The sequence below is a fragment of the Planotetraspora mira genome (genome assembly GCF_016863275.1).
GTDB classification, from domain to species: Bacteria; Actinomycetota; Actinomycetes; order Streptosporangiales; family Streptosporangiaceae; genus Planotetraspora; species Planotetraspora mira.
On the sequence record NZ_BOOO01000046.1, the window covers coordinates 18,966 to 41,015 of the forward strand.

16 protein-coding genes are annotated in these 22,050 nt (G+C 69.8%); 8 read left to right on the forward strand and 8 right to left on the reverse strand.

What is annotated here, in order from left to right:
• The first annotated feature begins 101 nt into the window (after positions 1 to 101).
• The 3 genes from Pmi06nite_RS37035 (at position 102) to Pmi06nite_RS37045 (ending at position 4,923) form a co-directional block, all read left to right on the forward strand.
• Positions 102 to 1,136 carry a sensor histidine kinase gene (locus tag Pmi06nite_RS37035; protein ID WP_239114464.1) on the forward strand — a complete coding sequence of 345 codons (1,035 nt, stop codon included), beginning with the start codon at positions 102 to 104 and terminating at the stop codon, positions 1,134 to 1,136.
• A 116-nt stretch (positions 1,137 to 1,252) separates the two neighbouring features.
• Positions 1,253 to 2,353 (forward strand): phenylalanine--tRNA ligase subunit alpha, encoded by a 1,101-nt coding sequence (gene pheS, locus Pmi06nite_RS37040; RefSeq protein ID WP_203957893.1) that lies wholly within the window; start codon positions 1,253 to 1,255, stop codon positions 2,351 to 2,353.
• Entirely contained in the window at positions 2,353 to 4,923 is a 2,571-nt protein-coding gene (locus Pmi06nite_RS37045) for a phenylalanine--tRNA ligase subunit beta (protein ID WP_203957894.1), read from the forward strand. The genes pheS and Pmi06nite_RS37045 overlap by 1 nt, the downstream gene beginning before the upstream one ends.
• A gap of 480 nt (positions 4,924 to 5,403) precedes the next feature.
• On the opposite strand, the gene Pmi06nite_RS37050 is transcribed toward Pmi06nite_RS37045, so the two are convergent.
• Complete coding sequence (locus tag Pmi06nite_RS37050) at positions 5,404 to 8,580, reverse strand: penicillin acylase family protein (RefSeq protein ID WP_203957895.1); 3,177 nt, start codon at positions 8,578 to 8,580, stop codon at positions 5,404 to 5,406.
• Between the two features lie 249 nt (positions 8,581 to 8,829).
• Here Pmi06nite_RS37050 and Pmi06nite_RS37055 point away from each other — a divergent pair, with 249 nt between their 5' ends.
• Positions 8,830 to 9,795, forward strand: a complete 966-nt coding sequence (locus tag Pmi06nite_RS37055) for a hypothetical protein (RefSeq protein WP_203957896.1) — start codon at positions 8,830 to 8,832, stop codon at positions 9,793 to 9,795.
• Positions 9,796 to 9,846: 51 nt separating this feature from the next.
• Here Pmi06nite_RS37055 and Pmi06nite_RS37060 read toward each other — a convergent pair whose 3' ends face one another.
• From Pmi06nite_RS37060 to Pmi06nite_RS37075, 4 genes are all read right to left on the reverse strand, one after another.
• Positions 9,847 to 10,992 (reverse strand): RNA polymerase sigma factor, encoded by a 1,146-nt coding sequence (locus Pmi06nite_RS37060; protein WP_203957914.1) that lies wholly within the window; start codon positions 10,990 to 10,992, stop codon positions 9,847 to 9,849.
• Positions 10,989 to 11,408 carry a YciI family protein gene (locus tag Pmi06nite_RS37065; protein ID WP_203957897.1) on the reverse strand — a complete coding sequence of 140 codons (420 nt, stop codon included), beginning with the start codon at positions 11,406 to 11,408 and terminating at the stop codon, positions 10,989 to 10,991. Before Pmi06nite_RS37065 ends, Pmi06nite_RS37060 begins: the two co-directional genes overlap by 4 nt.
• A 195-nt stretch (positions 11,409 to 11,603) precedes the next feature.
• A complete protein-coding gene (locus Pmi06nite_RS37070) occupies positions 11,604 to 13,343 on the reverse strand; it encodes a serine/threonine-protein kinase (RefSeq protein WP_203957898.1) in 1,740 nt (579 codons plus the stop codon).
• Between the two features lie 312 nt (positions 13,344 to 13,655).
• A complete protein-coding gene (locus tag Pmi06nite_RS37075) occupies positions 13,656 to 14,276 on the reverse strand; it encodes a TetR family transcriptional regulator (protein ID WP_203957899.1) in 621 nt (206 codons plus the stop codon).
• A gap of 74 nt (positions 14,277 to 14,350) precedes the next feature.
• On the opposite strand from Pmi06nite_RS37075, the gene Pmi06nite_RS37080 reads away from it, so the two are divergent.
• Complete coding sequence (locus Pmi06nite_RS37080; protein WP_203957900.1) at positions 14,351 to 14,974, forward strand: hemerythrin domain-containing protein; 624 nt, start codon at positions 14,351 to 14,353, stop codon at positions 14,972 to 14,974.
• Positions 14,975 to 15,379: 405 nt separating this feature from the next.
• On the forward strand, positions 15,380 to 15,991 hold the full coding sequence (locus tag Pmi06nite_RS37085) for a DUF4232 domain-containing protein (protein WP_275409646.1): 612 nt from the start codon (positions 15,380 to 15,382) through the stop codon (positions 15,989 to 15,991).
• 31 nt (positions 15,992 to 16,022) lie between these two features.
• On the opposite strand, the gene Pmi06nite_RS37090 is transcribed toward Pmi06nite_RS37085, so the two are convergent.
• Positions 16,023 to 17,330 carry an MFS transporter gene (locus tag Pmi06nite_RS37090; RefSeq protein ID WP_239114462.1) on the reverse strand — a complete coding sequence of 436 codons (1,308 nt, stop codon included), beginning with the start codon at positions 17,328 to 17,330 and terminating at the stop codon, positions 16,023 to 16,025.
• Positions 17,331 to 17,465: 135 nt separating this feature from the next.
• The gene (locus Pmi06nite_RS37095; protein WP_203957902.1) at positions 17,466 to 17,831 is read right to left on the reverse strand and encodes a nuclear transport factor 2 family protein; all 366 of its coding nucleotides are present in this window, start codon (positions 17,829 to 17,831) and stop codon (positions 17,466 to 17,468) included.
• 164 nt (positions 17,832 to 17,995) lie between these two features.
• Between Pmi06nite_RS37095 and Pmi06nite_RS37100 the strand changes: the two genes are divergently transcribed.
• Positions 17,996 to 19,087, forward strand: coding sequence for a DUF4037 domain-containing protein (locus Pmi06nite_RS37100; protein WP_239114463.1), 1,092 nt, complete (start codon positions 17,996 to 17,998; stop codon positions 19,085 to 19,087).
• 57 nt (positions 19,088 to 19,144) lie between these two features.
• Here Pmi06nite_RS37100 and Pmi06nite_RS37105 read toward each other — a convergent pair whose 3' ends face one another.
• Positions 19,145 to 20,797 (reverse strand): class I adenylate-forming enzyme family protein, encoded by a 1,653-nt coding sequence (locus Pmi06nite_RS37105; RefSeq protein ID WP_203957904.1) that lies wholly within the window; start codon positions 20,795 to 20,797, stop codon positions 19,145 to 19,147.
• 180 nt (positions 20,798 to 20,977) lie between these two features.
• Here Pmi06nite_RS37105 and argC point away from each other — a divergent pair, with 180 nt between their 5' ends.
• Positions 20,978 to 21,997, forward strand: coding sequence for an N-acetyl-gamma-glutamyl-phosphate reductase (argC, locus tag Pmi06nite_RS37110; RefSeq protein ID WP_203957905.1), 1,020 nt, complete (start codon positions 20,978 to 20,980; stop codon positions 21,995 to 21,997).
• Positions 21,998 to 22,050: the final 53 nt, after the last annotated feature.

Below are 22,050 nucleotides of genomic sequence, written 5' to 3' on the forward strand. Positions count from 1 at the left end.
TTCCGTTCCGCGGGGCTCCCGAGGGCTGAGGAGGCGGTCTCGTGCGACGTGGCGACACCCCCAGCGGTTCCCTTCACGGGGTCTCCGATGGGAGTGCGTACATCTGCGTCGACGAGCTTCCCGACGGGCTCGTCGCGGCCGACCACGAGGGCCGGATCCTCGTCGTCAACCGGGCCGCCGAGCGGCTGACCGGCGTCGGCCGGCAGACCGCGGTCGGCAGGCACATCACCGATGTCCTGCCCTTCCGCGATCTCGAAGGCCGTGACTGGTGGAAGTGGCTCGACCCGCGCGGCGGCCTGCGGACCCGCAGTCGCGCGCCGGAACGCCCGCTCAGCCTCCCCGGCCGCCAGGAGTTACTCGTGGCCGCCCGGTTCGTCCGTACGCCCGAGCGGGGCGGCCCCGTCGCCCGAGTAGTGATCACGATCAGGGACGCGTCGGCCCGCGCCCGGGTCGAGCGGAGCAGGGCCGACCTCGTCTCCACCGTCGCCCATGAGCTCAGATCCCCCCTGACCAGCGTGAAGGGGTTCACCGCGACGCTCCTCGCCAAGTGGGAGCGGTTCACCGACGCCCAGAAACTGGTCATGCTGGAGACGGTGAACGCCGACGCCGACCGCGTCACCCGGCTGATCACCGAGCTTCTCGACGTGTCCCGGATCGAGTCGGGCCGGCTGCAGGTGCGCCGGCAGGTCGTCGACATCCCCGCCCGGGCCCGGAGGATCATCGCCGGCCGGGTGGCCGCCGGAGAGCCGGAGGACCGGTTCCGCCTTGAGGTCGACGGCGAACTGCCGGAGACGTGGCTCGACCAGGACAAGATCGACCAGATTCTGGCGAACCTGGTGGAGAACGGCGTACGACACGGACGCGGTACGGTGTCCGTAGTGGTCGAGCCAGTCGAGTGGGGAGTAGCCGTGTCCGTCCGTGACCAGGGTGAGGGCGTCGCGCCCGAGCTGGTCGGGCGTGTCTTCCGCCAGTTCTGGCGGGGCAACGGGCGCCGCAGGGGCGGCACAGGGCTCGGCCTGTTCATCGTCAAGGGCCTGGTCGAGGCGCACGGCGGCACGATCAGTGTGCAGCGCGCCCCCGGCGGCGGTGCGGAGTTCCGATTTATCTTGCCCACCGGGGCTCCTGACTTCGCCTGAGCTGCGCCGTTCCGCGCGGCTCGCGCAGCGCGGATGACGGCCCGGTGGGCTGATCCCACTAAACTCGACCATGCTGGGCGCCCGGCGCTCGCACGCCCTGGATACGGAGCTCTCTCTTGTCGAACACCTATGACCCGGTCGAGGTGACGCCGTTGCACGCCGACGAAGTCGGGCGGGCGCAGGCCGACGCCCTCGCCGCGATCGCCGCGGCGCGTGACCTCGATGATCTGAAGACGGCGCGCCTCGCGCACGCCGGCGACCGTTCGCCGATCGCCCTGGCCAACCGGGAGATCGGTGCCCTGCCGCCGGCGGCCCGCGCCGAGGCGGGCAAGCGGATCGGCACGGCCCGCAAGGCCATCGGCGAGGCGCTCGCCGCCCGCCAGGCCGAGCTCGAAGCCGAGCGTGACGCGCGCGTCCTCGTCGAGGAGACCGTCGACGTCTCGCTGCCCTGGGACCGCGCTCCTCGCGGAGCCCGTCACCCGCTCACCACGCTGCAGGAGCGCATCGCCGACGCGTTCATCGCGATGGGCTATGAGATGGCGGAGGGACCCGAGCTCGAGGCCGAGTGGTTCAACTTCGACGCGCTGAACATCGCGCCCGATCATCCCGCCCGCTCCGACCACGACACGTTCTTCGTGGAGAGCACCGAGTCGGGGAAGGTGCTGCGCACCCAGACCTCGCCGGTCCAGATCCGGGCGCTGCTGTCACGGCGGCTGCCCGTCTACGTGGTCTCGCCGGGCAAGACCTTCAGGACCGACGAGCTCGACGCCACCCACACCCCCGTCTTCCACCAGGTCGAAGGTCTGGCGATCGACAAGGGCCTGACGATGGCGCATCTGAAGGGAACCCTCGACCGGTTCGCCGAGGTGATGTTCGGTGAGGGCATCCGCACCCGTTTCCGGCCGAACTACTTCCCCTTCACCGAGCCGTCGGCCGAGATGGACCTGCTCTGCTTCGTCTGCCGCGGCTCGTCGGCCGTGCCGGGCAACCCGCCGTGCCGTACGTGCAAGTCCGAGGGCTGGATCGAGTGGGGCGGCTGCGGCATGGTCAACCCGCGCGTCCTCATCGCCTGCGGCGTCGACCCCGCCGTCTACTCCGGGTTCGCGTTCGGCATGGGCATCGAGCGCACGCTGATGTTCCGCCACAACGCCGAGGACATGCGCGACATGGTCGAAGGCGACGTCCGGTTCACCCTGCCGTTCGGGATGGAGGTCTGATGAAGGTCCCGCTTTCATGGCTGCGGGAGTATGTCGATCTCCCCGCCGTCACGGCCCACGAGGTTGCCGACAAGCTCACCGCCGCCGGTCTGAAGCTCGAGTCGATCACCGCGCACGGCCACGAGATCAAGAACGTGGTCGTCGGACGCGTCCTCGCGATCGAGGAGCTGGCCGGTTTCAAGAAGCCGATCCGGCACTGCCGGGTCGAGGTGGGGGAGGCCGCGCCGCGTGAGATCGTCTGCGGCGCCGTCAACTTCGCCGAGGGCGCCGTGGTCCCGGTCGCGTTGCCGGGCGCCGTACTCCCAGGCGGTTTCGAGATCGCTTCCCGCAAGACGTACGGCAGGCTGTCCGACGGGATGATCTGCTCGGAGGCCGAGCTCGGCATCGCCGAGTCGTCCCCGGGCATCCTCCTGCTGCCGCAGGACACGCCCATCGGCGCGGACGTCGTCGAGCTGCTGGGCCTGCGTGACGACGTGCTCGAGCTGGAGATCACCCCCGACCGGGGGTACGCGCTGTCGATCCGCGGCGTCGCCCGCGAGGCGGCCACCGCGTTCGGCGTGCCGTTCCGCGACCCGGGCGCCGTCGAGCCGCCGGCTGTGCCGGGCGAGTCGTGGCCGGCGTCGATCGCCGACCCCACGGCCTGCGACCGCTTCGTGCTGCGCTCGGTCTCCGGGTTCGACCCGGCGGCCGAGAGCCCGCTCTGGATGCGGCTGCGGCTGATGCGCGCGGGGATGCGGCCGGTCTCGCTGGCCGTCGACGTGACGAACTACATCATGCTCGAGCTCGGGCAGCCGCTCCACGCCTTCGACCGCTCCCGGCTGTCCGGAGGCATCGTGGTGAGGCGGGCGCAGGCGGGCGAGACGCTGGAGACGCTCGACCACGTCGTCCGTAAGCTCCACGAGGACGACATCCTGATCACCGACGACTCGGGCCCGATCTCGATGGCGGGCACGATGGGCGGCCTGCACACCGAGATCTCCGGCACGTCCAGCGACATCGTGATCGAGGCCGCGCACTTCTCGGCCACCGGGATCGCGCGGGAGTCCCGCAGGCACAACCTGGTGAGCGAGGCGTCCAAGCGGTTCGAGCGCGGCGTCGACAGGGAGCTTCCGCTGATCGCGTCGTGGCGTGCCGTACAGCTCCTCGTCGAGCTGGGCGGTGCCACGGCCGAGCCGGGAGTCACCCACGCCCAGGTCGAGGCGGCGCCCCTCACGATCACCATCCCGTCGGGTCACCCCGGTCGTGTCGCCGGCCTGCCGTACACGCGGGAGACCGTGATCCGGCGGCTCGAGCAGGTCGGCTGCACGGTGTCCGACGGCGCCGTCGCGGGCGTCCGCGGGGGGCAGGGCGTCGCCGCCACCGGTGTGGTGTCCAGCGGCGACCTGGCCGACAAGCTCGCCGTGCAGGGCGACGACCTGATCACAGTGACGCCGCCGACGTGGCGTCCGGACATGACCGACCCCAATGACCTGGCAGAAGAGGTCATCAGGCTCGAGGGATACGAGCACCTGCCGTCGGTGCTGCCCGCCGCTCCCGCGGGGGCCGGGCTGACGGAGGCGCAGCGGCTGCGCCGGCGGGCCGGGCGCGCACTGGCCGCGTCGGGATATGTCGAGGTGTTGTCGTATCCGTTCATCGGCGAGCGCGACCTCGACGGCCTGCAGTTGCCCGAGGGCGACGCGCGCAGGAGGGTGAGCCGGCTGGTCAACCCGCTGAGCGAGGACGAGCCGTTCATGCGGACCACGCTGCTGCCCGGCCTGCTGAAGACGCTCGTCCGCAACGCGGGGCGCGGGTTCGGCGATGTCGCACTGTTCGAGATCGGGCTGGTCTACCGGCCGGAAGCGGACGCTCCGGCGACGGCGCCGGTGCTCGCGGTCGACCGCAGGCCGATTCCCGAGGAGCTCGCTGAGATCGAGAAGGCGCTGCCGCGGCAGCCGCTCCGGGTCGCCGTGGTGCTCGCAGGGGAGTTCGAGCGGTCGGGCTGGTGGGGCCAGGGTCGCCAGGCGTCCTGGGCGGACGCCGTGGAGGCCGCGCGCACACTGGCCCGTGCGGCCGGAGTCGAGCTCGGCGTCTCGGCGGACCAGCACGAGCCGTGGCATCCCGGGCGTTGCGCCCTCCTGACCGTGGCCGACCCCGTCACCGGCGAGTCGGTGACGGTGGGTCACGCGGGTGAGTTGCACCCGCGCGTCGTCGAGGCGTACGGCCTGCCTCCGCGCACGGCGGCGATGGAGCTGGAGTTGTCCGCGATTCCGTTGTCGGGCCCGGTGCAGACGCCCGTCGTGTCCGCCTATCCGGTGGCCACGCAGGACGTCGCGCTGATCGTGCCGGCGGACACGCCGGTCGCGACGGTGGAGGCCGCGCTGCATGAGGGGGCCGGGGACCTGCTCGAGGCCATCCGGCTGTTCGACGTCTACACGGGGGAGCAGGTGGGCGAGGGCAACAAGTCGCTGGCCTACAGCCTGCGGTTCCGGGCCGGCGACCGTACGCTCACCGTCGAGGAGACGACGGCGGCTCGTGACGCCGCCGTGGCCCTCGCCGCCGAGCGGACCGGAGCCCAACTCCGCGGAGCCTGACCCGTTGGGCCGCGCCCTTTGGAGGCGTGCCCCTCGGGGGCGCGCGCTCCTTGGGGCGTGATCATGCACAAGTTCGGTGGTAGGCCTGCTGACCAGCCCCGACCTTGTGCGTGATCATGCATGGATTCGGGGAAAGGCGCGCCTGCCAGCGGAGATGTCGCGCGTGATCATGCACAGATTCGCTCGTACGGGTACTGGCCAGGCCTGATGCATTTCGTGATCATGCACAGGTTCGGTGATTGGTGCGTTGTTCAGGCCTTATGCGTGTGGTGATCATGCAAATCTACTTGTTTGCATGATCACCACATGTGTAGTGCCAGGTCGCGGCGGGTTTCTCCGAAAGTGCGCATGATCACGACTGGGAAACTGGCCGCTCAGGGCGGCTGTTTCCGAACCTGTGCATGATCACGCTTGGTGGATGGGCTGGTCAGGTCGGCGATTTCCGAACCTGTGCATGATCACGCAGAGGTTATGGGGGGGTTATTTGCTGTAGAGCTCTAGTTCGTAGAGGGAGTAGCCGTAGGTGGTGCCTCGTTTGACTCCTTGCATGCGGACGTATCGGGCGTTGACCGGGGTGAAGGACACGTTGTCGATCCCGCCGTTCCCGCTGGTCGTCGAGTACGCGGGGGTCCAGGTGACGCCGTCGGTCGACGTGTCGATCCGGTACGACGAGCCGTAGGCCGCCTCCCAGCGGAGGATCGCCCGTCCCACGCTCTTGGCCGAGCCGAGATCCACCTGGATGTACTGGTTGTCGGTCCAGTCGCTCGCCCAGCGACTGGCGGGGTCGCCGTCGATGGCCTTCGCCGGCGTGTTCGGGCTCTGCGTGCCGTTCGCGCTCGCCGTCGCTCCCGCCGCCAGATTGCCGATCGAGTCCCCACGGTGGGCGGGGAACGAGACCACCTGCTGGTAGGTCGGCCGGTTCTGCCACGAGATCAGCGGGTGCTTGACCCCGCCTAGCGGCGACTGCTGGATGGCGTCGGCACACCACTGGTTGCCCGCGGCGCACGACGCGTCTCCCGGGTAGGTGGTGGCCGCCGGCTCGGCCAGTGCCGCGGACAGGCTGTTCAGCAGGACCGTACGGCAGGCCGCGACGGTGTCACCGCAGAACTTGGCCGGCAGGGGAGAGGCCACCTGGTCGCCGAGCACGTTGCGGACGTCCTTGTCGACATAGCCCCACCAGCCGTACTGGAACGAGGAGCCCTTGTGGGTCTGCGCCTCGTTCGCGGAGGTCGGGAAGGAGGACAGGTCGCCCTGCTGCTGCCCGGAAGGTGACTCGTTGATCTGCAGCGCGTGGACCAGGGACTGGTACAGCCCGTCGCCGAGGCCCGGCTTGAACTGGGCCCGGACGAGCTTCGGCCACCACGCGTCGAAGATGCGGATGGCGTCGGCGTTCGCGTACGTCTTGCTTCCGGGGGAGGTCTCGACCCGCTTGGCCCCGGACGACGCCCACGACGACAGCTTCGACACCGCCGACGCGAGGGCCGGGTCGGTCACGGCCGTGCTCTTGAGCACCCGGAGCAGGTTGGGCAGGACCTTCGTGCCGCGCAGGTCGGTCGTCGCGGCGGACGCCATGATCTTCACGGTGCCGCTGCGGTCGAGGGTTCCCGAGGCGAGGGCGGCCTTGACCGGAGCGTCGAGCAGATCCGCGCGGTGGACGGGCCCGAAGCTGAAGTTGCCGTCCGCCGAGCCGTAGTCCTTGGCCTGCTTGTTGTTCCAGCTGACGAAGTAGTCCTGGTTGACCGCCTGGGGATGGGTGCTCGGAGCCGCGTAGTCGGCGGTGTTCGTCGAGGGATCGTATCCGGCCCACTCATGCGCGGCGTCGGCCGTCATGGGCAGGTTGGGGTCGGACACGGCCGACCTCACCGGGTCGCTCCCGGACATGAAGTACGCGGTGTCGGCCGAGTTCACGTAGAACCAGTTGAACGCGAAGCCGATCGTGGAGGCGGAGTTCTGGAACGCGGCCGCCGATCCCATCTCGGCGGGGTCGTTGAACATCTGGAAGCCGATCGCCGAGTCGGCCTCGTGCTGGTAGGTCGAGCGCAGCGTCGTGAAGGCCGTGGGGACACCGCCCACTGTGCCGCGCCAGCTCACCAGTCCGTACTTGGTCCGTTTGATCACAAGGTCGTAGGACCCGGCCGCGGTGGAGTCGGCCGTGGTCGGCTTCCAGGAGTTGGTCTTCTTCAACGTCTCCATGGCCGTGCAGGTGCCCTGGTAGAGGTAGTAGTTCGACGACGTCGTGGGCGCCCCGCCGTTCGGGTCGCAGAGCGTGATCGAATACGTGTCGGTGATGTCCTGCAGGCTCGAGGTGGCACTCCAGGCGTAGTCGGTTCCGCGGCCGAGCAGGACGTACAGGCTCAGCCCCGAGAAGGCGGCGCCGCGTGCCCGGATGCCCGGGCCGGACAGTTCCTCCAGCATGAGCAACTGCGGTGCGAAGTAGCCGGTCTGCGGGCCGAACACGGCGATCGGGTGGCCGGTCGCGGATTTGTCCGCCGAGACGACGATGGCGTTCGACATGCTCGGCTTGCTGTTGTCGACGGTCAGGCCGGTGAGGGCGCTGGTCGCCGCGGTGGTGGAGGAGGTGGCCGTGCCCTTCTCGTTCTCGGTGATGTCCACGGGCGTCGTCGTGGCGTCGGGCAGGACGACTCCGGTCGCTCCGGCCGGGGCGTCCCCTGAGGGGAAGCTCTGCCCGTCATGCAGGGTCAGCACGGTCTCCGGGTCGTTCTGCTCACGGAAGGCCTGCCACACCTGGTCGCCGACGGCCGTGCCGTACTTGGCCCGGGCCGCGACCCTGACCAGGGCCGACTGCATCTCGGCTCCGCCGCCACCGCCGAAGAGGCCGCCGATCACACCCGCGATCGCGACCAGGTCGGTCATCTGGAAGTCGACGGGCCCGCCCGCGTTGGTGATCGCGTCCATGTGGCCGGTCACGACGTACTCACCCGGGCAGTTCCGGTTGGCCATGCAGTAGTCGATGTAGGAGTTGATCCCGGCGATGTAGCTCTGGACGTCGGAGTACAGTTGCGCGCCGCGCGGCCCGGAGTTCCTGAGCCGGTCGATCTGCGCCTGGAGGTCGGCCTCGGTGTAGGGGGAGTTGCGCCAGACGCTCTGCTCCAGTTCCCTGTTGCCCATCGCGCCCCCGGCGAAGGGGGTCAGCTCGCCCCGGCCGACGTGGCGCATCAGGTCCATCAGCCACAGGCGGTCCTGCGCACCGGCGTACCCGGCGCCGAACATCGTGCCCGAACGGGTCGTGCCGGTGATGTGCGGGACGCCGGTCGCCTTGTCGCGGACGATCGTCACGTCGGACCGGGGGCTGATCGTGCTCTCCACCTGGCCGGCGGGCACGCCGAACCCGCTGTCGTTGAAGAAGTTCGTGATCTGGTCGTCGGTCAGCCCGGTGTAGCCGGAGATCAGACCGGCGTACTTGCTCAGCTGGTCGGTGCTGTGGGTGGGGAAGGTGCCGAAGCCCTGGTTGCCGAGAATCTCGATGAGGGTGGCGTTGCCGTTCTGGCCGGGCGGCAGCACGTCGGCACACTGGCCGAGGCAGTAGTCGTCCGGAGGGAAGGCGGGTGCCGCCGAGGCGGGCACGGCCGGGAGGCCGAGAGCGAGCAGGGCGAACGCGGCGGCGGCCGTGATCGCCCGTCGAAGGCGCGCGTGCATGCGGGAACTACCCTTCGCGAGGTCGGGGGGTGAAGGGACAGCAGACGATGCTGTTCACGCGCGCGAACATGAGTGGGGCTCACTTCGGGACGATACTCGTTGGTAACCATTGGGGCAATGGGGAAGTGAAGGGCATCTGTGACTGCCCCTGATCACTCCGGTGAGATCGTTCTGTCACGGAGACCTTTCCGTTCGGACACAGGTCCGGTACGGCTGAACCCGGCAGGGGAGGCCCGTCGTGTTGGTGGTATGAGGCTTCTCGTGTTCATCGGCGCCGCCCTTGTCGCGCTCACGGCGTGTGGGACGGCGGAACCGCCCACGCGTGCCATCCCGCAGACCCCTTCCGCGGGATCACCCGGCACCTCCACCGCCGCGGCGCCGTCCGCTCCGAAGTCGTGTCCGGGACAATGGGGCGGCGACGGGATCGGGGGCTGGGTGCCCGCGGCCTCGGATGTCGCCGGAGCCGCGGAGTCGCTCGTTCCCGGCTCCCCTGTCGAGGCGTTGATCTGTGCGTATCCCGGCGACAACACGAACCCGGGCGGCGAGCGCCTGGCCGGGACGCGCACGCTGAAGGACGGCGCCGGTCAACTGGCCCGAGACCTCGGCTACCTCCCGGTCGGCTCGACGGACAGCGGCGCGTGCACCGCCATGGGCGGACCGATGACGAACTACCTCATCCGGTTCGGCTACGCCGACGGGCGGTCGCTGTGGGTGGGCAGCGCCGAGGAGGTCAACCACTGTGCGATGACGACGAACGGCACCGCCGGCAGCAGCACGTATGTAGGCGACCGCATCACCGACGCCTACCGGAAGGGACCGGCGACGTCCGCTCGCGAGAAGGACCCGTGCCGCACGTGGATGGCACGCCGTGGACAGAACGCACGAATGGTCCCCGACGAGCCCACATCACTGGTGGTCTGCCGGCTCGACCCGCAGGGCGGGCAGGCGTCCCGGACGGAGTATGGAACCGACGTGGCCAGGCAGTTGGCCACCACGTTGAACGCCTTGGACACCCGCCCGAGCGACAACAGTTGCCGGCAGACCGAGGGCGCGGATCCCGGCGTCATCCTCCGTCTCGTGTTCGGTTACGCCGACGGGCCCCCGACGGCCGTCATGGTCCAGGCATTCTGCACGCCCTCCGTGAACAACGGGCTGCTCCAGGCGGACGGCGACGATCGGCTTCACCAGGAGGCCACGCGTCTCGCCCCCCGCTGAGCCCGGCAGGCGGCCGCCCCGAATGCTGCGGGAAAATCCGGGCGCGACCCGTCAGCGAGACCGGCGGGCGTTGAGCCGGGCGGCCTGGCGCGTCAGGTGGTCGCGCTCGGCGAGGTTGGGTGCCTGGTGGGCCGCCTCGGCGTACAGCCGTGCCGCCGTCGCCAGGTCGCCGTCGCGCTCGTGGAGGTACGCCGCCACCGCGGTATGGCGGGGCAGCGAGTTGTCCAGCGCCGCGAGCGCCGCCAGGCCGGCGCGCGGTCCGTCGGCCTCGCCGACGGCCACCGCGCGGTTGAGCCGGACGACCGGGCTGTCGGTCAGGCGGGCGAGTTCGTCGTACCACTCGACGATCTGCACCCAGTCGGTCTCCCCGGCGGTGGGCGCGTCAGCGTGGAGTGCCGCGATGGCGGCCTGGGCCTGGAACTCGCCCAGCCGGTCGTGGGCGAGGGCCGCCTGCAGGATCTCGACGCCCTCGGCGATCGACTCGGTGTCCCACCGGCCGCGGTCCTGCTCGGCGAGCGTCACCAGGCTGCCGTCGGGCGCGGTCCGGGCGGCGCGCCGGGCATGGTGGAGCAGCATGAGGGCGAGCAGCCCCGCCACCTCGGGATGGTCGATCGCGGCCGCGAGCTTCCGGGTGAGCCGGATGGCCTCGGCGGCGAGGTCGACGTCGCCGGAGTAGCCCTCGTTGAAGACCAGGTAGAGGACGCGCAGCACGGTGGCGACGTCGCCGGGCTGGTCGAACCGCACGCCGGAGACGGTGCGCTTGGCCCGGCTGATGCGCTGCGCCATGGTCGCCTCGGGCACCAGGTAGGCCTGGGCGATCTGACGGGTGGTCAGCCCGCCGACGGCGCGTAGCGTGAGCGCGACCGCGGACGACGGCGTCAGCGACGGGTGGGCGCACAGGAAGTAGAGCTGGAGCGTGTCGTCCACCGCGGACGCGGGCCCGGGCGCCGGCTCCTCGTCGACGAGGTCCTCACGCCGGCGGCGGGCGGTGTCCGCCCGGGTCGCGTCGAGGAACCGGTTCCAGGCCACGGTGACCAGCCAGCCCTTCGGGTCCCGAGGTGGGTCGGCCGGCCAGACGTGGACCGCTTTGACCAGCGCGTCCTGCACGGCGTCCTCGGCCGCCGCGAAGTCGGCTCCGCGGCGGACGAGGATCCCGAGCACGCTCGGCGTGAGGCTTCGGAGCAGGATCTCGTTCACTTCAGAGAACACTCGGTGACGGTGGGTGAATCGGTCAGGAACGGGCGCAGCTCAAGCCATTCGTGGATCGGCCTCCCGCCCGCCCCAGGGGCGGCCGACAGTTCCCCGGCCAGCTCGACGGCGCGCTCGTAGCTGTCGACGTCGATCACCATCCAGCCGGCGATGAGGTCCTTGGTCTCGGCGAACGGGCCGTCGGTGACCGGTGGGCGACCTTCGCCGTCGTACCGGACGAACATTCCCCCGGGGGCGAGCGCCTTACTGTCGATGAACTCGCCGGTCGCCTCGAGCCGGGCCGCGAAGTCGTTCATGTACTGCACGTGGGCCGAGATCTCCTCCGGCGTCCACTGGTCCATGGGCACGTCGTTGACCGCAGCAGGGGCGCCGCGGTAGTGCTTGAGCAGCAGATACTTGGCCATCGTGTTTCTCCTCGGTGCTGGTGCGACCCATTTTGGTCGCGTTCCTCGCCAGGGACGGAGCCAGTCACGAATTCTCGACATCAACGATGGCTCCAACCCGCATCGCCCGCCGCCTGTGACGAAAGGCGGTCGACGGGGTCCGCCCGGTTGCACGGGAGCTCAAACGGTCAAGCCGACGCCCTGAAGCGGGACCGCCTAACCGCAGTGGGACCAGCCGCTCTTCCAGCTGGCCGTGCCGTACCCGCCGCCCCAGCTCACGCACGTGGCCGCGGCCGACAGCCGAAGCGGGCCCGCGTAGGCGGTGTAGTCGCCGGAGTCGCTGTCGCTGGAGCCGCCCTGTACCTGCAGGACGGCACTCATCTTGATCTTCTGTGTGATGACGTACTTCGACATCGTGACCACGCAGTTCTTGCCCGACCCACTGCTGTAAAGCAGGTAGACGGTGGCACCGCTCAGGGCGTGCGAGTCGATGACCTTGTACCCGGACCCGCATACCTGAGTCGCCGTGTACGGGTTCGGTTTGGGTGGTGTTGTGGCAGGGGTGGAACTCGGCGCGGGCGCCGAGTGGGTGGGTGACGAAGGCGGCTGCGCAGGGCTCGTCGATCGCGGTGAGGTGCTCGTGGCAGGGGACCGGGAAGTCTCCGTCGCGGGGGTGTGAGCAGAGGCGTCGGCCACGTTCGGGCCCTTGGACGCGGAGTCGGACGCAGAATCGGACGCAGAGGTCTTGCCCGGCGAGCCCCCATTGGCCTGTCCGTCTGAGGGCCGGTCATCTGCGGCCTGACCGCCGTCCGGGGTCTGGTCGCCGCCGGGTGCAGCCACGGCTTGCGCCTGCTGCGTGATGGCGGCGGATCCGCCGGATCCGCCGGGCGGCCTCGTGAGCGTCAGGGTGCCGACGATCAGGGCGGTACAGGCGGCCACCACCGAGACCGTCAGCATGACAGCTCGTCGCGGCTTGCCCCTGCCCATCTGCGTCTGGTCGGCAACGTGTCCGTCGTTCCCGACATGGACGCCGTTCCCGGTCCTGTGATCTCCGCCGCTGTTCATGCCGTCGAGTGGTTGACCGCTGCGTGATGCACCGGTGTTCCGGTGACCTTCGCTGATCCGCTGGTCGCCCGTGCTCACTCCGGCCGGTTGCTGACCCATCAGGTAGGCCGCCACCTCCTCGGCTGAGGGGCGGCGGGCGGGATCCTTGGACAGGCATGCGGCGACCACGTCACGCAGCGGTGCGTCCAGAGCGGTGACATCGGGCTGCTCGTTGAGGATGCGCTGAATCACCGCCGGGATGGTGTCCGAACCGAAGGCGGGAGTCCCGGTGGCGGCGAACACCATGGTGATGCCCCAGGCGAACATGTCCGCCGCGGGCGTCACGTTCGCACCGTGGACCTGCTCGGGGGCCAGGTAGGAGGGCGTGCCGAGGGTGTCTCCGGTGGCCGTCGTGCCGGGTGTGTCCAGTGCCTTGGCGATGCCGAAGTCGATGACGACGGGGCCTTCCGGGCCCATCAGCACGTTGGCCGGCTTGAAGTCGCGGTGCAGGATGCCCGCCCGGTGGATCGCGGCCAGGGCGGTTACGGTGCTGATCGCCAGGCGGTCGAGTGAGGCGCCCCGCCGCGGTCCTTCGCGCTGCACGAGTTCGCGCAGCGACGGCCCCGGAACGTATTCGCTGACGATGTAGGGCTGGTTGCCTTCGAGGTCGGCGTGCAGGACGGGGGCGGTGCAGAATCGGGCGACCCGGAGGGCGACCGAGACCTCGCGCAGGAACCTGGCGCGGGCGTCGGGATCGCTGGAGAGCCGGGCGTGCAGCAGCTTGACCGCGACCTGATCGCCTGATGGCGATCGGCCGAGGTAGACCGCGCCCTGCGCGCCTTCTCCGATGCGCGCCACGATTTCGAAGTCGCCGACGCGGCGCGGGTCATCGACCGTGAGTTCCTGCGCCACACCGGCCCCCCGATAGCGGATTTAGCACGACTTGTGCGGCAGAACAGTATCAGTGAGGCGGTGGATGCGGAGATCGCCGGAGCGGGGGCCAGAGACGTCCCGCGCGGTCGAGTCGTCGCACCTTTCCTGGACGGAAAATCCGTGCGATCAGGGGAATCCCTCCAGTGGGAATGATTCCGCCCCGGCGTTTTGATGCCCTCAGCATTTATTTCTTGTCATTCATCAAACGCCCCATCCTTGGACCTGGAAGGCGTTCGTCGAACGACGAACAGAGGGTGCCGTCGCGCCAATCAGGGGTGCAACTATTCGTTCTCAGTGCCCAGGTGACCGCAGCAGCGCCTGGCGGGCCGAGTTCGCCATCCACTCCTGAGCGCGGTCGAAGGTCCAGCCTCGCTCCCCGACGAGCAGGAACCAGGCGCGCTGGCCCAGAAAGAACCAGAGGAGGTCGACGGCCAGCGCATGATCCAGGTCCGAGCGAAGCGCGTCCAACTCGACCAGGCGATCAGCCACCGTGGTCAGGGCCTTGAGGTACGCGGTGATTCCCTCGTTGTAGACCTCCGTGGCGCCGGGATCCCCGAGACCATCGTGGAGCAGGCCGTACAGAACGTCCCAGTGCCGCTCATGGGTACGGCGAGTGCCCTCGGCGGTGATGTCGATGATCGCTCCCGGATCGGTGCACGTCGCCACCGCTTCGAGACCCTCCGCCACCGCGGAGTCGTTCACGGCGGAGGCCAGGAGCGCGGCCAAGATCGCCGTCTTGCCTCCTGTGCTGCTGTAGACCGTCTGCACCGCCACTCGGGCCGCGGCCGCGATCTGGGCGACCGTCACCTCCAGATAGCCGTGGGCGAGGAACAACTCCCGCGCGCTCTGCATGATCGCCGTCCGGGTGTCTGCGGCCGCGTCCATGCGACGGGGGGAGTGGTATCTGCCCATGTCCGTATCCTCCCATTCTTCTGTGGTGATGGCCACATTGACCATAGATGTCTCTATTGACTAGCGTCCTCAACATGCTGAACCCGACCGCTGAACCCATGGCCGTTCTGGAGACCCGTCTCGTGCACAACGTGCACCGGCAGGCGACCGCCTTGCTGGTCGAGGCCGCCGGGCGGCCTTCGGTGCCCGCCGCCGCGCTGGCCGAGCTGCGCGAGTTCCTGGTCGCGCACCTGCATCACCACCACGAGAGCGAAGACGACGACCTGTGGCCGATGATCATCGCCGTCGCTCCTCAAGCTGCCGAGGGGCTCGCCGCGCTCAGCGTTGAACACCACCGGCTCGATGCCGCCCTTGAGGCCCTGAGTGCGGTGACAGTGGCGGACGGCGCCGACCGGGCTGTTCTCCGGGAGGCCGCGACCGCCGTGCGCGACCTGGTTCTCCACCACTTGGAAGACGAGGAACCGCTGCTCTTCCCCGCTTTGCGTGATCAAGTGTCCCCGGAGGCCTGGGCGGATTTCGCCAAGAAGGTGATCGAGACGTCACCGACCCTGGCAGCGCACCTGCTGGTCGGATTCTTCGACCGGGTGGGCACTCCGGAGGAGGTCGCGCTCGCGCTGCCCCCGATTCCCGAGCCCGTCCTGGCGGCCATGCGGCAGCAGGCCCAGGCGACCTTCGAGGCGCTGGGGGAGACCGGCTGACAGCCGCTGGTCTGCTGCCCTGATGTGGATCCTCACCGTCGCCCGTGCGGGGGCCGGGCGACGGTGACAGTGACGCGGGTTCGCCTGCGGCGGGCGACGCGGCAGTGGTGAAGTGTGCTGCGGGCGGGCGAGTTGCGCGACGAGGCGAGGCCTATGCCAGCTCGACACCGGGCCGCACGCCACCTCCTGGCAGCCGTGGAGCGAGCTCTTCGCGGCAAGCGGTTACCCGAAGAGATGACCGAGCAACTGACCCTTACGTGAAAGAGATGGAAGAACACAGTGTCCCGACGTCGTACAACCCGCTGGACCGTCAACCGTGCCAGGGCGGTTCTGCTGCTCGCCGTACCAGGGGTGCTGATCTCGGCCGGGGTCTCGGCCTGTGGCACCTCATCGCCGGTTACCCCTGTGGCGGCGAGCCCCACATCGGACACGTCGCCGGTCACGTCGACCCCGACCGGTGTCGCGCCGAGCGCCGGGGAAGCTCCGAGCGCGAGCGAAGCCCCGAGCGCCGAGGAGCCTGCCCCGAGTGTCACGTCGCCCGCTCCGGCTGCCGGCACACCGGCGACCGTTCCGGCCTGCACGGCGAACGACATCAAAGTGACTCTCACTGAGCAGCCGCAACGACGCGAGGGCGCCAGCCGGATGGCGCTCGTCCAGATGACGAACGCGTCCAGCCGTACCTGCAACGTGGACGGCTGGCCGGTGATCACGCTCGTGAACGCGGCCGACGAGGCGGTGACCGTGCCGACGAAGTATGTCGCCGAGCCGGGTAAGCCGGTGCCGGCCGACCTGGCCCCGGGTGGCGGGGTGTTCGCCGGCGTCAAGTGGACGATCTGCGACAAGGCGGCCGCTGGTTGCCCGACCGGCAACACCATCAAGGTCGGGCTCGCGAAGGGTGGGCCGCTGGTGGTCGCGACCCTGGAGGGCTTCCCGAGCTCGGAGCAGTCCGGCATCACCGTGAAGTCGCTCCAGGTCGGCACAATTCAGCCCAGCAACCAGGGCGTCGTCGCCTGGTGAACAGACCGGCCTGAGTGAGTCATGCGCCTGATCAGGCGGTGGCGGGTTCCTCGGCGCGCCGGGCCCGCTCGGCGAGCGCGTACTCGTCGGTCCGCGCGTCGTAGGCACGGAACTTCGGAAGGACGGTCGCCATCAGCGCGACCGCTCCCACGCAGAGGGCTCCGCCCGCTCCCAGAGAGAAGCGCGTCCCTCCGAGTTGTGCCATGAAGCCCGCCCGGGCGTCACCCAGCATCGGGCCCGTCGAGTAGGAGAGCAACTCGATGCCGGCCAACCGGCCGCGGTACTCGTCGGGGATGGTCTGGTTCCAGATCGTGTGCCGGAACAACCCGCTGACCATGTCGGCGCCGCCGGCGATCGCGAGGAACAGGAAGACCAGCCAGACGTTCGGCATGAAGGCCGCGACCACCACCGCGGCGCCCCAGCCCGACGCGGCCACGATCACCGCGCGGCCGTGGCGGTGGACGTGGTTCGTCCAGCCCGAGGTGAGGGACGCGAGAACCGAGCCCACGCCACCCGCGGCGTAGAGCAGCCCGAGGGCCTTGGGCGCGCGGAGGTCGTCGGCCAGGAAGGGGTACAGCGCGTTCGAACTGGCGAAGGCCATGGCGGCGATGTCGACGAGGTAGGTGCCCATCAGGTCGGCCCGCTTGAGCGCATACCGCACCCCCTCGACCATCGACCGGAACGAGGCCGGGGTGGCGTCGTCCAGGCGGCTGACCGTGCGCACCCTGACGAGCAGGACCAGGGATATCAGGAACGTCGCCACGTCGACGCCGTACGACGTGGCGGGCCCGAACGAGGCGACGATCAGGCCGCCCGCGGCGGGACCCGCGATCATCGCCGTGTTGCCGATCACTCCCTGGATCGCGAATCCGGCGGTCATCTGGTCGAGCCGGAGCACCCGGTTGATGAGCGCCTGCTCGCTCGGCCCGCGCACGCTGCCGAATCCGGCCGCGAGAGCGCCCACCACGTAGAGCACCCATGCCTGCGGCTCGGGTACGAGCGCGTTGACCAGCAAAAGAACGGAGGTCAGGCAGAGCCCGACCTCCGAGACGATCACGATTTTGCGCCGATCGAGTGCGTCGGCGATGGCACCACCCCACAGGCCGCAGATCACCATGGGGATGAACTCGGCCATGCTCACCAGCCCGACCGCGAGGTAGGAGCCGGTGAGCTCCTTCATCTGGTACGGCACGGCCACCATCGTGATGAGGGTGCCGATCTGGGTGACCAGGTTGGACCCGAGAAGAAGGCGGAAGTCCCTGGATTCCCGGAGTGGGCTCAGATCCAGGCGCATCCGGCGGGCGAGGGATCTGAGCGACCGAACAGGTGTTTCCGACACGATCGTCCATTTTGGCGAACACCCGAGCGAGGAGCAAACCGCCGGCCGAGCAGAAACGCAGGCCGCCGGTCGAGGCGGAGGGGTCGAACGCGTGGGGGCGGGGAGCGATCCCCGCCCCCACGCGCGGCCGAGCCGTCAGGCGGGGACCTTGTCGAGGAACCCGTGCACGCTCTTGATCCGGCCGTCCTCGGCGAGCACGATGACGTCGAAGCCGATCACGACGGGCTCGGCGGCGCCCGCCGGGCCGAGGTGCCAGGTGAACCTGGCGATGTCGTGGTGGCCGTCCACGCGACCGCCGAGCGTGAACACGAAGCCGGGGAACATCTGCTGGGCGCCGGCGATGACGGCGCCGATGCCCTCGTGCCCGGTGACGGAGGTCAACGGGTCGGTGAGCTCGGCGTCCTCGGTCCACAGGTCGGCGACCGCCTTGGCCCGGGCGTCGGCGTCCGTCTCGTTCCAGGCCGCGATGTACCGCTCGGCCACGCCAGTGAAGTCGGTCATGTCGGACTCCTTCATTTCGTTGTCTCGGTGCGACACCCGAAATGTGGCATGAGCCCCGGAAGGCGGTCGATTACGTCGCAGGTAAGGAGTCCTGCCCGCTCGACCCGCCCAGTGGATCGAAACCCCGTCGACCCGGGGCCCTGATCGGGCGGACCATGGTCGCCGTGGAGTACAAGCACGTTCGCGGGCTGGAGTTGTCGCGGCTGTTCTACCGGGATGCGGTGGAGCCGCTGCTGCGACGTCACTTCGGCCGCGTGACGCACACGGCGGCCCTGATCGGAACAGGATCGGAGGTCCTCGGCTTCGACACCGAACGATCCGCCGACCACGACTGGGGGCCGCGCCTGCAGCTGTTCCTGGGGCCGGACGACGCCGATCGCCACGGTGAGGCGATCACCGCGATGCTGGCGGAGCGTCTGCCCGGGACGTTCCTCGGGTACCCCACGAACTTCGCCACTGTCGGCCCCAAGGGCACTCGCCACATGCGGGCCGCCGAAGGACCCGTCGACCATGGGGTGGTCGTCACCGATCTGCGCGGCTGGCTCACCGGTCACCTCGGCTTCGACCCGCTCGCCGGCGTCATGTTGTTCGACTGGCTGGCCACCTCGTCCCAGGCCTTCGCGGAGATCACCGCCGGCGAGGTGTTCCACGACGGACTCCGCCGGCTGGGGCCGGTCCGGGACCGGCTCGCCTGGTATCCCGACGATGTCTGGCGCCATCTGCTCGCCTGCCAGTGGGCGCGCCTGGCAGAGGAGGAGGCATTCGTCGGCCGATGCGGTGAGGTCGGCGACGAACTCGGCTCGGCCGTCGTCTGCGCTCGCCTGGTACACGACCTGATGCGGCTGTCCCTGCTCATGGGCCGCCGCTACCCGCCGTACGGGAAGTGGCTCGGCAGCGCGTTCGCCCGGCTGGAGTGCGCCCCTGAGCTCTCACCCGTCCTCGCGGCCGCCCTCGCGGCGACCGGCTGGCGGGACCGCGAACGCCATCTGTCCGCGGCCTACGAGAAGGTCGCGTTGCTGCACAACCGCCTGCGGCTCACCGAGCCCGTCGACCCGCGCACCCGGCCGTACCACGACAGGCCGTTCCGGGTCCTGCGCGCCGACCGTTTCGCCGAAGCCCTTCTCCGCACCATCGCCGACCCGGCCGTGCGGGACCTGCCACACACGGGCGCCGTCGATCAGTACGCCGACAACACGGGTGTCCTGTGCGACAGGACACGCAGCCGGCGCATGGCCGAGGCCGTCCGCCGTCCGTGACCGGGAGCGACCCCGGCAGGCGGGTGCCGTACCGGGGCCGGCGAGAGCGAACGGACGTCAGAGCCCGAGCGTCTCCCTGCGGAGGTGGGTCTTGAGGATCTTGCCTCCCGGGTTGCGCGGCAGTTCGGCCTCACGGAACCAGATCCGGACGGGCACCTTGAACTTCGCGATCCGCTCGGACAGGAACGACTGCAGTTCCTCCACCGTGGCGGCGGCGCCCGGCTTGAGCCGTACCACCGCGCCGACCTGCTCGCCCATCTCGTCGTCCGGGATGCCGATCACGGCGGCGTCGTCGATGGCCGCATGCTCGAACAGGGCGGCCTCGACCTCGGCGCAGTATACGTTCTCGCCACCCCGGATGACCATGTCCTTGGCCCGGTCGACGATGTAGACGAAGCCCTCCTCGTCGACCCGGGCGAGGTCGCCTGTGTGGAGCCAGCCGTTCACGAACGTCTCGGCGGTGGCGTCCGGCCGGTTCCAGTAGCCCATGATCACGATCGGCCCGCGGACGCACAGCTCGCCGACCTGGCCGACCGGCACCTCGACGCCCTGCGGGTCGCAGACCTTGATGTCGATGACCGCGGCGGGCAGGCCGATGCTCTCGGGCTTCGCGACGTAATTGCGGCCGCTGTTGTAGACGGCGAGCGCGGTGGTCTCGGTCATGCCGTACCCGTTGCCCGGGGTCCGGTTGGGGAGCAGTTCGGTGATGCGCTCGAGCAGCTTGGGCGGTGCGGGTGCCCCGCCGTACGAGATCGCGGTGAGCGAGGAGATGTCGTGCTTGCCGAAGTCGGGGTGGGAGAGCAACTGCCAGGCGTTCGTCGGCACGCCGCTCATCGTGGTGATCTTCTCGCGCTCGATCAGCTCGAGGGCGCGCTTGGGATCCCACTTGTACATGAGCACCAACTGGCCGCCCGTGAGGAACGTCGGCATGAGGACGGCGAAGCAGCCGGTCGTGTGGAACAGGGGGACGGTCAGGAGCGTGACGCGGCGCACGGCGGCGGCCTCGGCCGGGTCCTTGCCCGCGAGCGCCACGCTGCTCATGAGCGCGTAGGCGACGGTCATGGGCGCCTGGCCGAGATTGCGGTGGCTGCCGAGGGCGCCCTTGGACCGGCCCGTGGTCCCCGAGGTGTAGAAGATGGTGGCCGGGTCGTCCGGTCCGACCTCGACGTCGGGCAGCGTGACGTCCGGGGCGACGTCGCCGATCACCTCCGCCCAGTTCGCGTCGTCGGCGCGGGTGACGATCGTGGGCACGCCGCCGCCGGCGAGGCGCTCGGCGCGCTCACCATCGGCTATCAGCAGCTTCGCCCCGGAGTCGGTGAGGCCGTACTCCAGCTCCTGCCGGGTCCACCAGGCGTTCAGCGGGACGGCGACGGCGCCCGCCGCGAGCGTGGCGGAGAAGGCGACGATCCACTCGGGATAGTTGCGCATGGCGATGGCGACGCGGTCACCCTTGCGGATGCCGTAGTCGTCCACGAGCCGGTGGGCCAGCGTGGCGGCGAGGCGGAAATGCTCCTCGAAGGTCAGCCGCTGGTCCTCGTAGACGACGAAGGTCTGCTCCCCGTGGAACCGGCTCGTCTCCAGCAGCGCGCGGAAGGTGGCCGGTGCGTGCTTCCACGCGCGGATCGTGTTTCCGGCGACCTGGACCTCTTCCATCTCGAAGAGCTGGCCCGGCGCCGTGAGTTGTGCCTGGACCTGTTCAATCGCTGTCATGCTGGCGTGCTCCCGGGGGTGTAGTTAACCGGAATGTCACAATACCGACCGGCCGGTACGGGGGCCAGAGCCGAAACCGTCCACACTCTGAAACTCAACTTGCATGCTCATGCCCTTCGTTGCATACTCGCTAACAGGCAAGAACATGAGCTGGACCGCATAGTCATGCAGGGGGCGCGGATGAGAGCGGCGATCGCCGGAGCGAGTGGATACGCGGGGGGCGAGCTGCTCCGCCTGCTCCTCGGGCATCCTCTGGAGATCGGGGCGCTGACCGCGGCATCGAGCGCGGGGAGCCGTCTCGGGCTCCATCAGCCGCACCTGCCCGCTCTCGCGGACCGTGTCATCGAGCCCACCACGATCGACGTGCTGAGCGGCCACGACGTCGTCTTCCTGGCCCTTCCGCACGGGCAGTCGGCCGCCGTCGCCGCCGAACTCGGCGAGACCACGCTGGTGGTCGACTGCGGCGCGGACTTCCGGCTCGCCCGTGCGGCCGACTGGGCGGAGTTCTACGGCGGAGCCCACGCGGGCACCTGGCCCTATGGCCTGCCGGAGCTCCCGGGACAGCGCGAGTTGTTGCGCGGCACCCGCAGGATCGCCGTTCCCGGCTGTTATCCCACGGCGGTGTCGCTCGCCCTGTTCCCCGCGTTCGGCGCGGGGCTGGTCGAGCCCGACGTGGTGGTGGTCGCCGCGAGCGGAACGTCGGGTGCGGGCCGCTCACCCAAGGTCCACCTGCTGGCCAGTGAGGTGGCGGGCTCGGTCGGCGCGTACGGCGTCGGCGGCGTCCACCGCCACACGCCCGAGATGGAGCAGAACCTGTCCGCGGTCGCGGGCCGGCCGGTGCGGGTCTCCTTCACCCCCACGCTCGCGCCGATGAGCCGCGGCATCCTGGCCACCTGTACGGCTCCCGCCACGCCGGGCCTCACCGCCGCCGCGCTCCGGGAGGCGTACGAGACGGCAGTGAAGGACGAGCCGTTCCTGCACCTGCTTCCCGAGGGTGTCTGGCCCGCCACCGCGATGACCGTGGGCGCCAACACGGCCGTCCTGCAGGTCACCCTCGACGAGCGGGCCGGGCGGGTGATCGCCGTCATCGCCATCGACAACCTCACCAAGGGCACGGCGGGGGGCGCGATCCAGAGCGCCAACCTCGCCCTCGGCCTGGCGGAAGAAGTCGGTCTACCCCTTAACGGAGTCGCCCCATGAGCGCCATGCACCCCACAAGCCACACGAGCCACCTGAGCCCGATCCACGAAGGG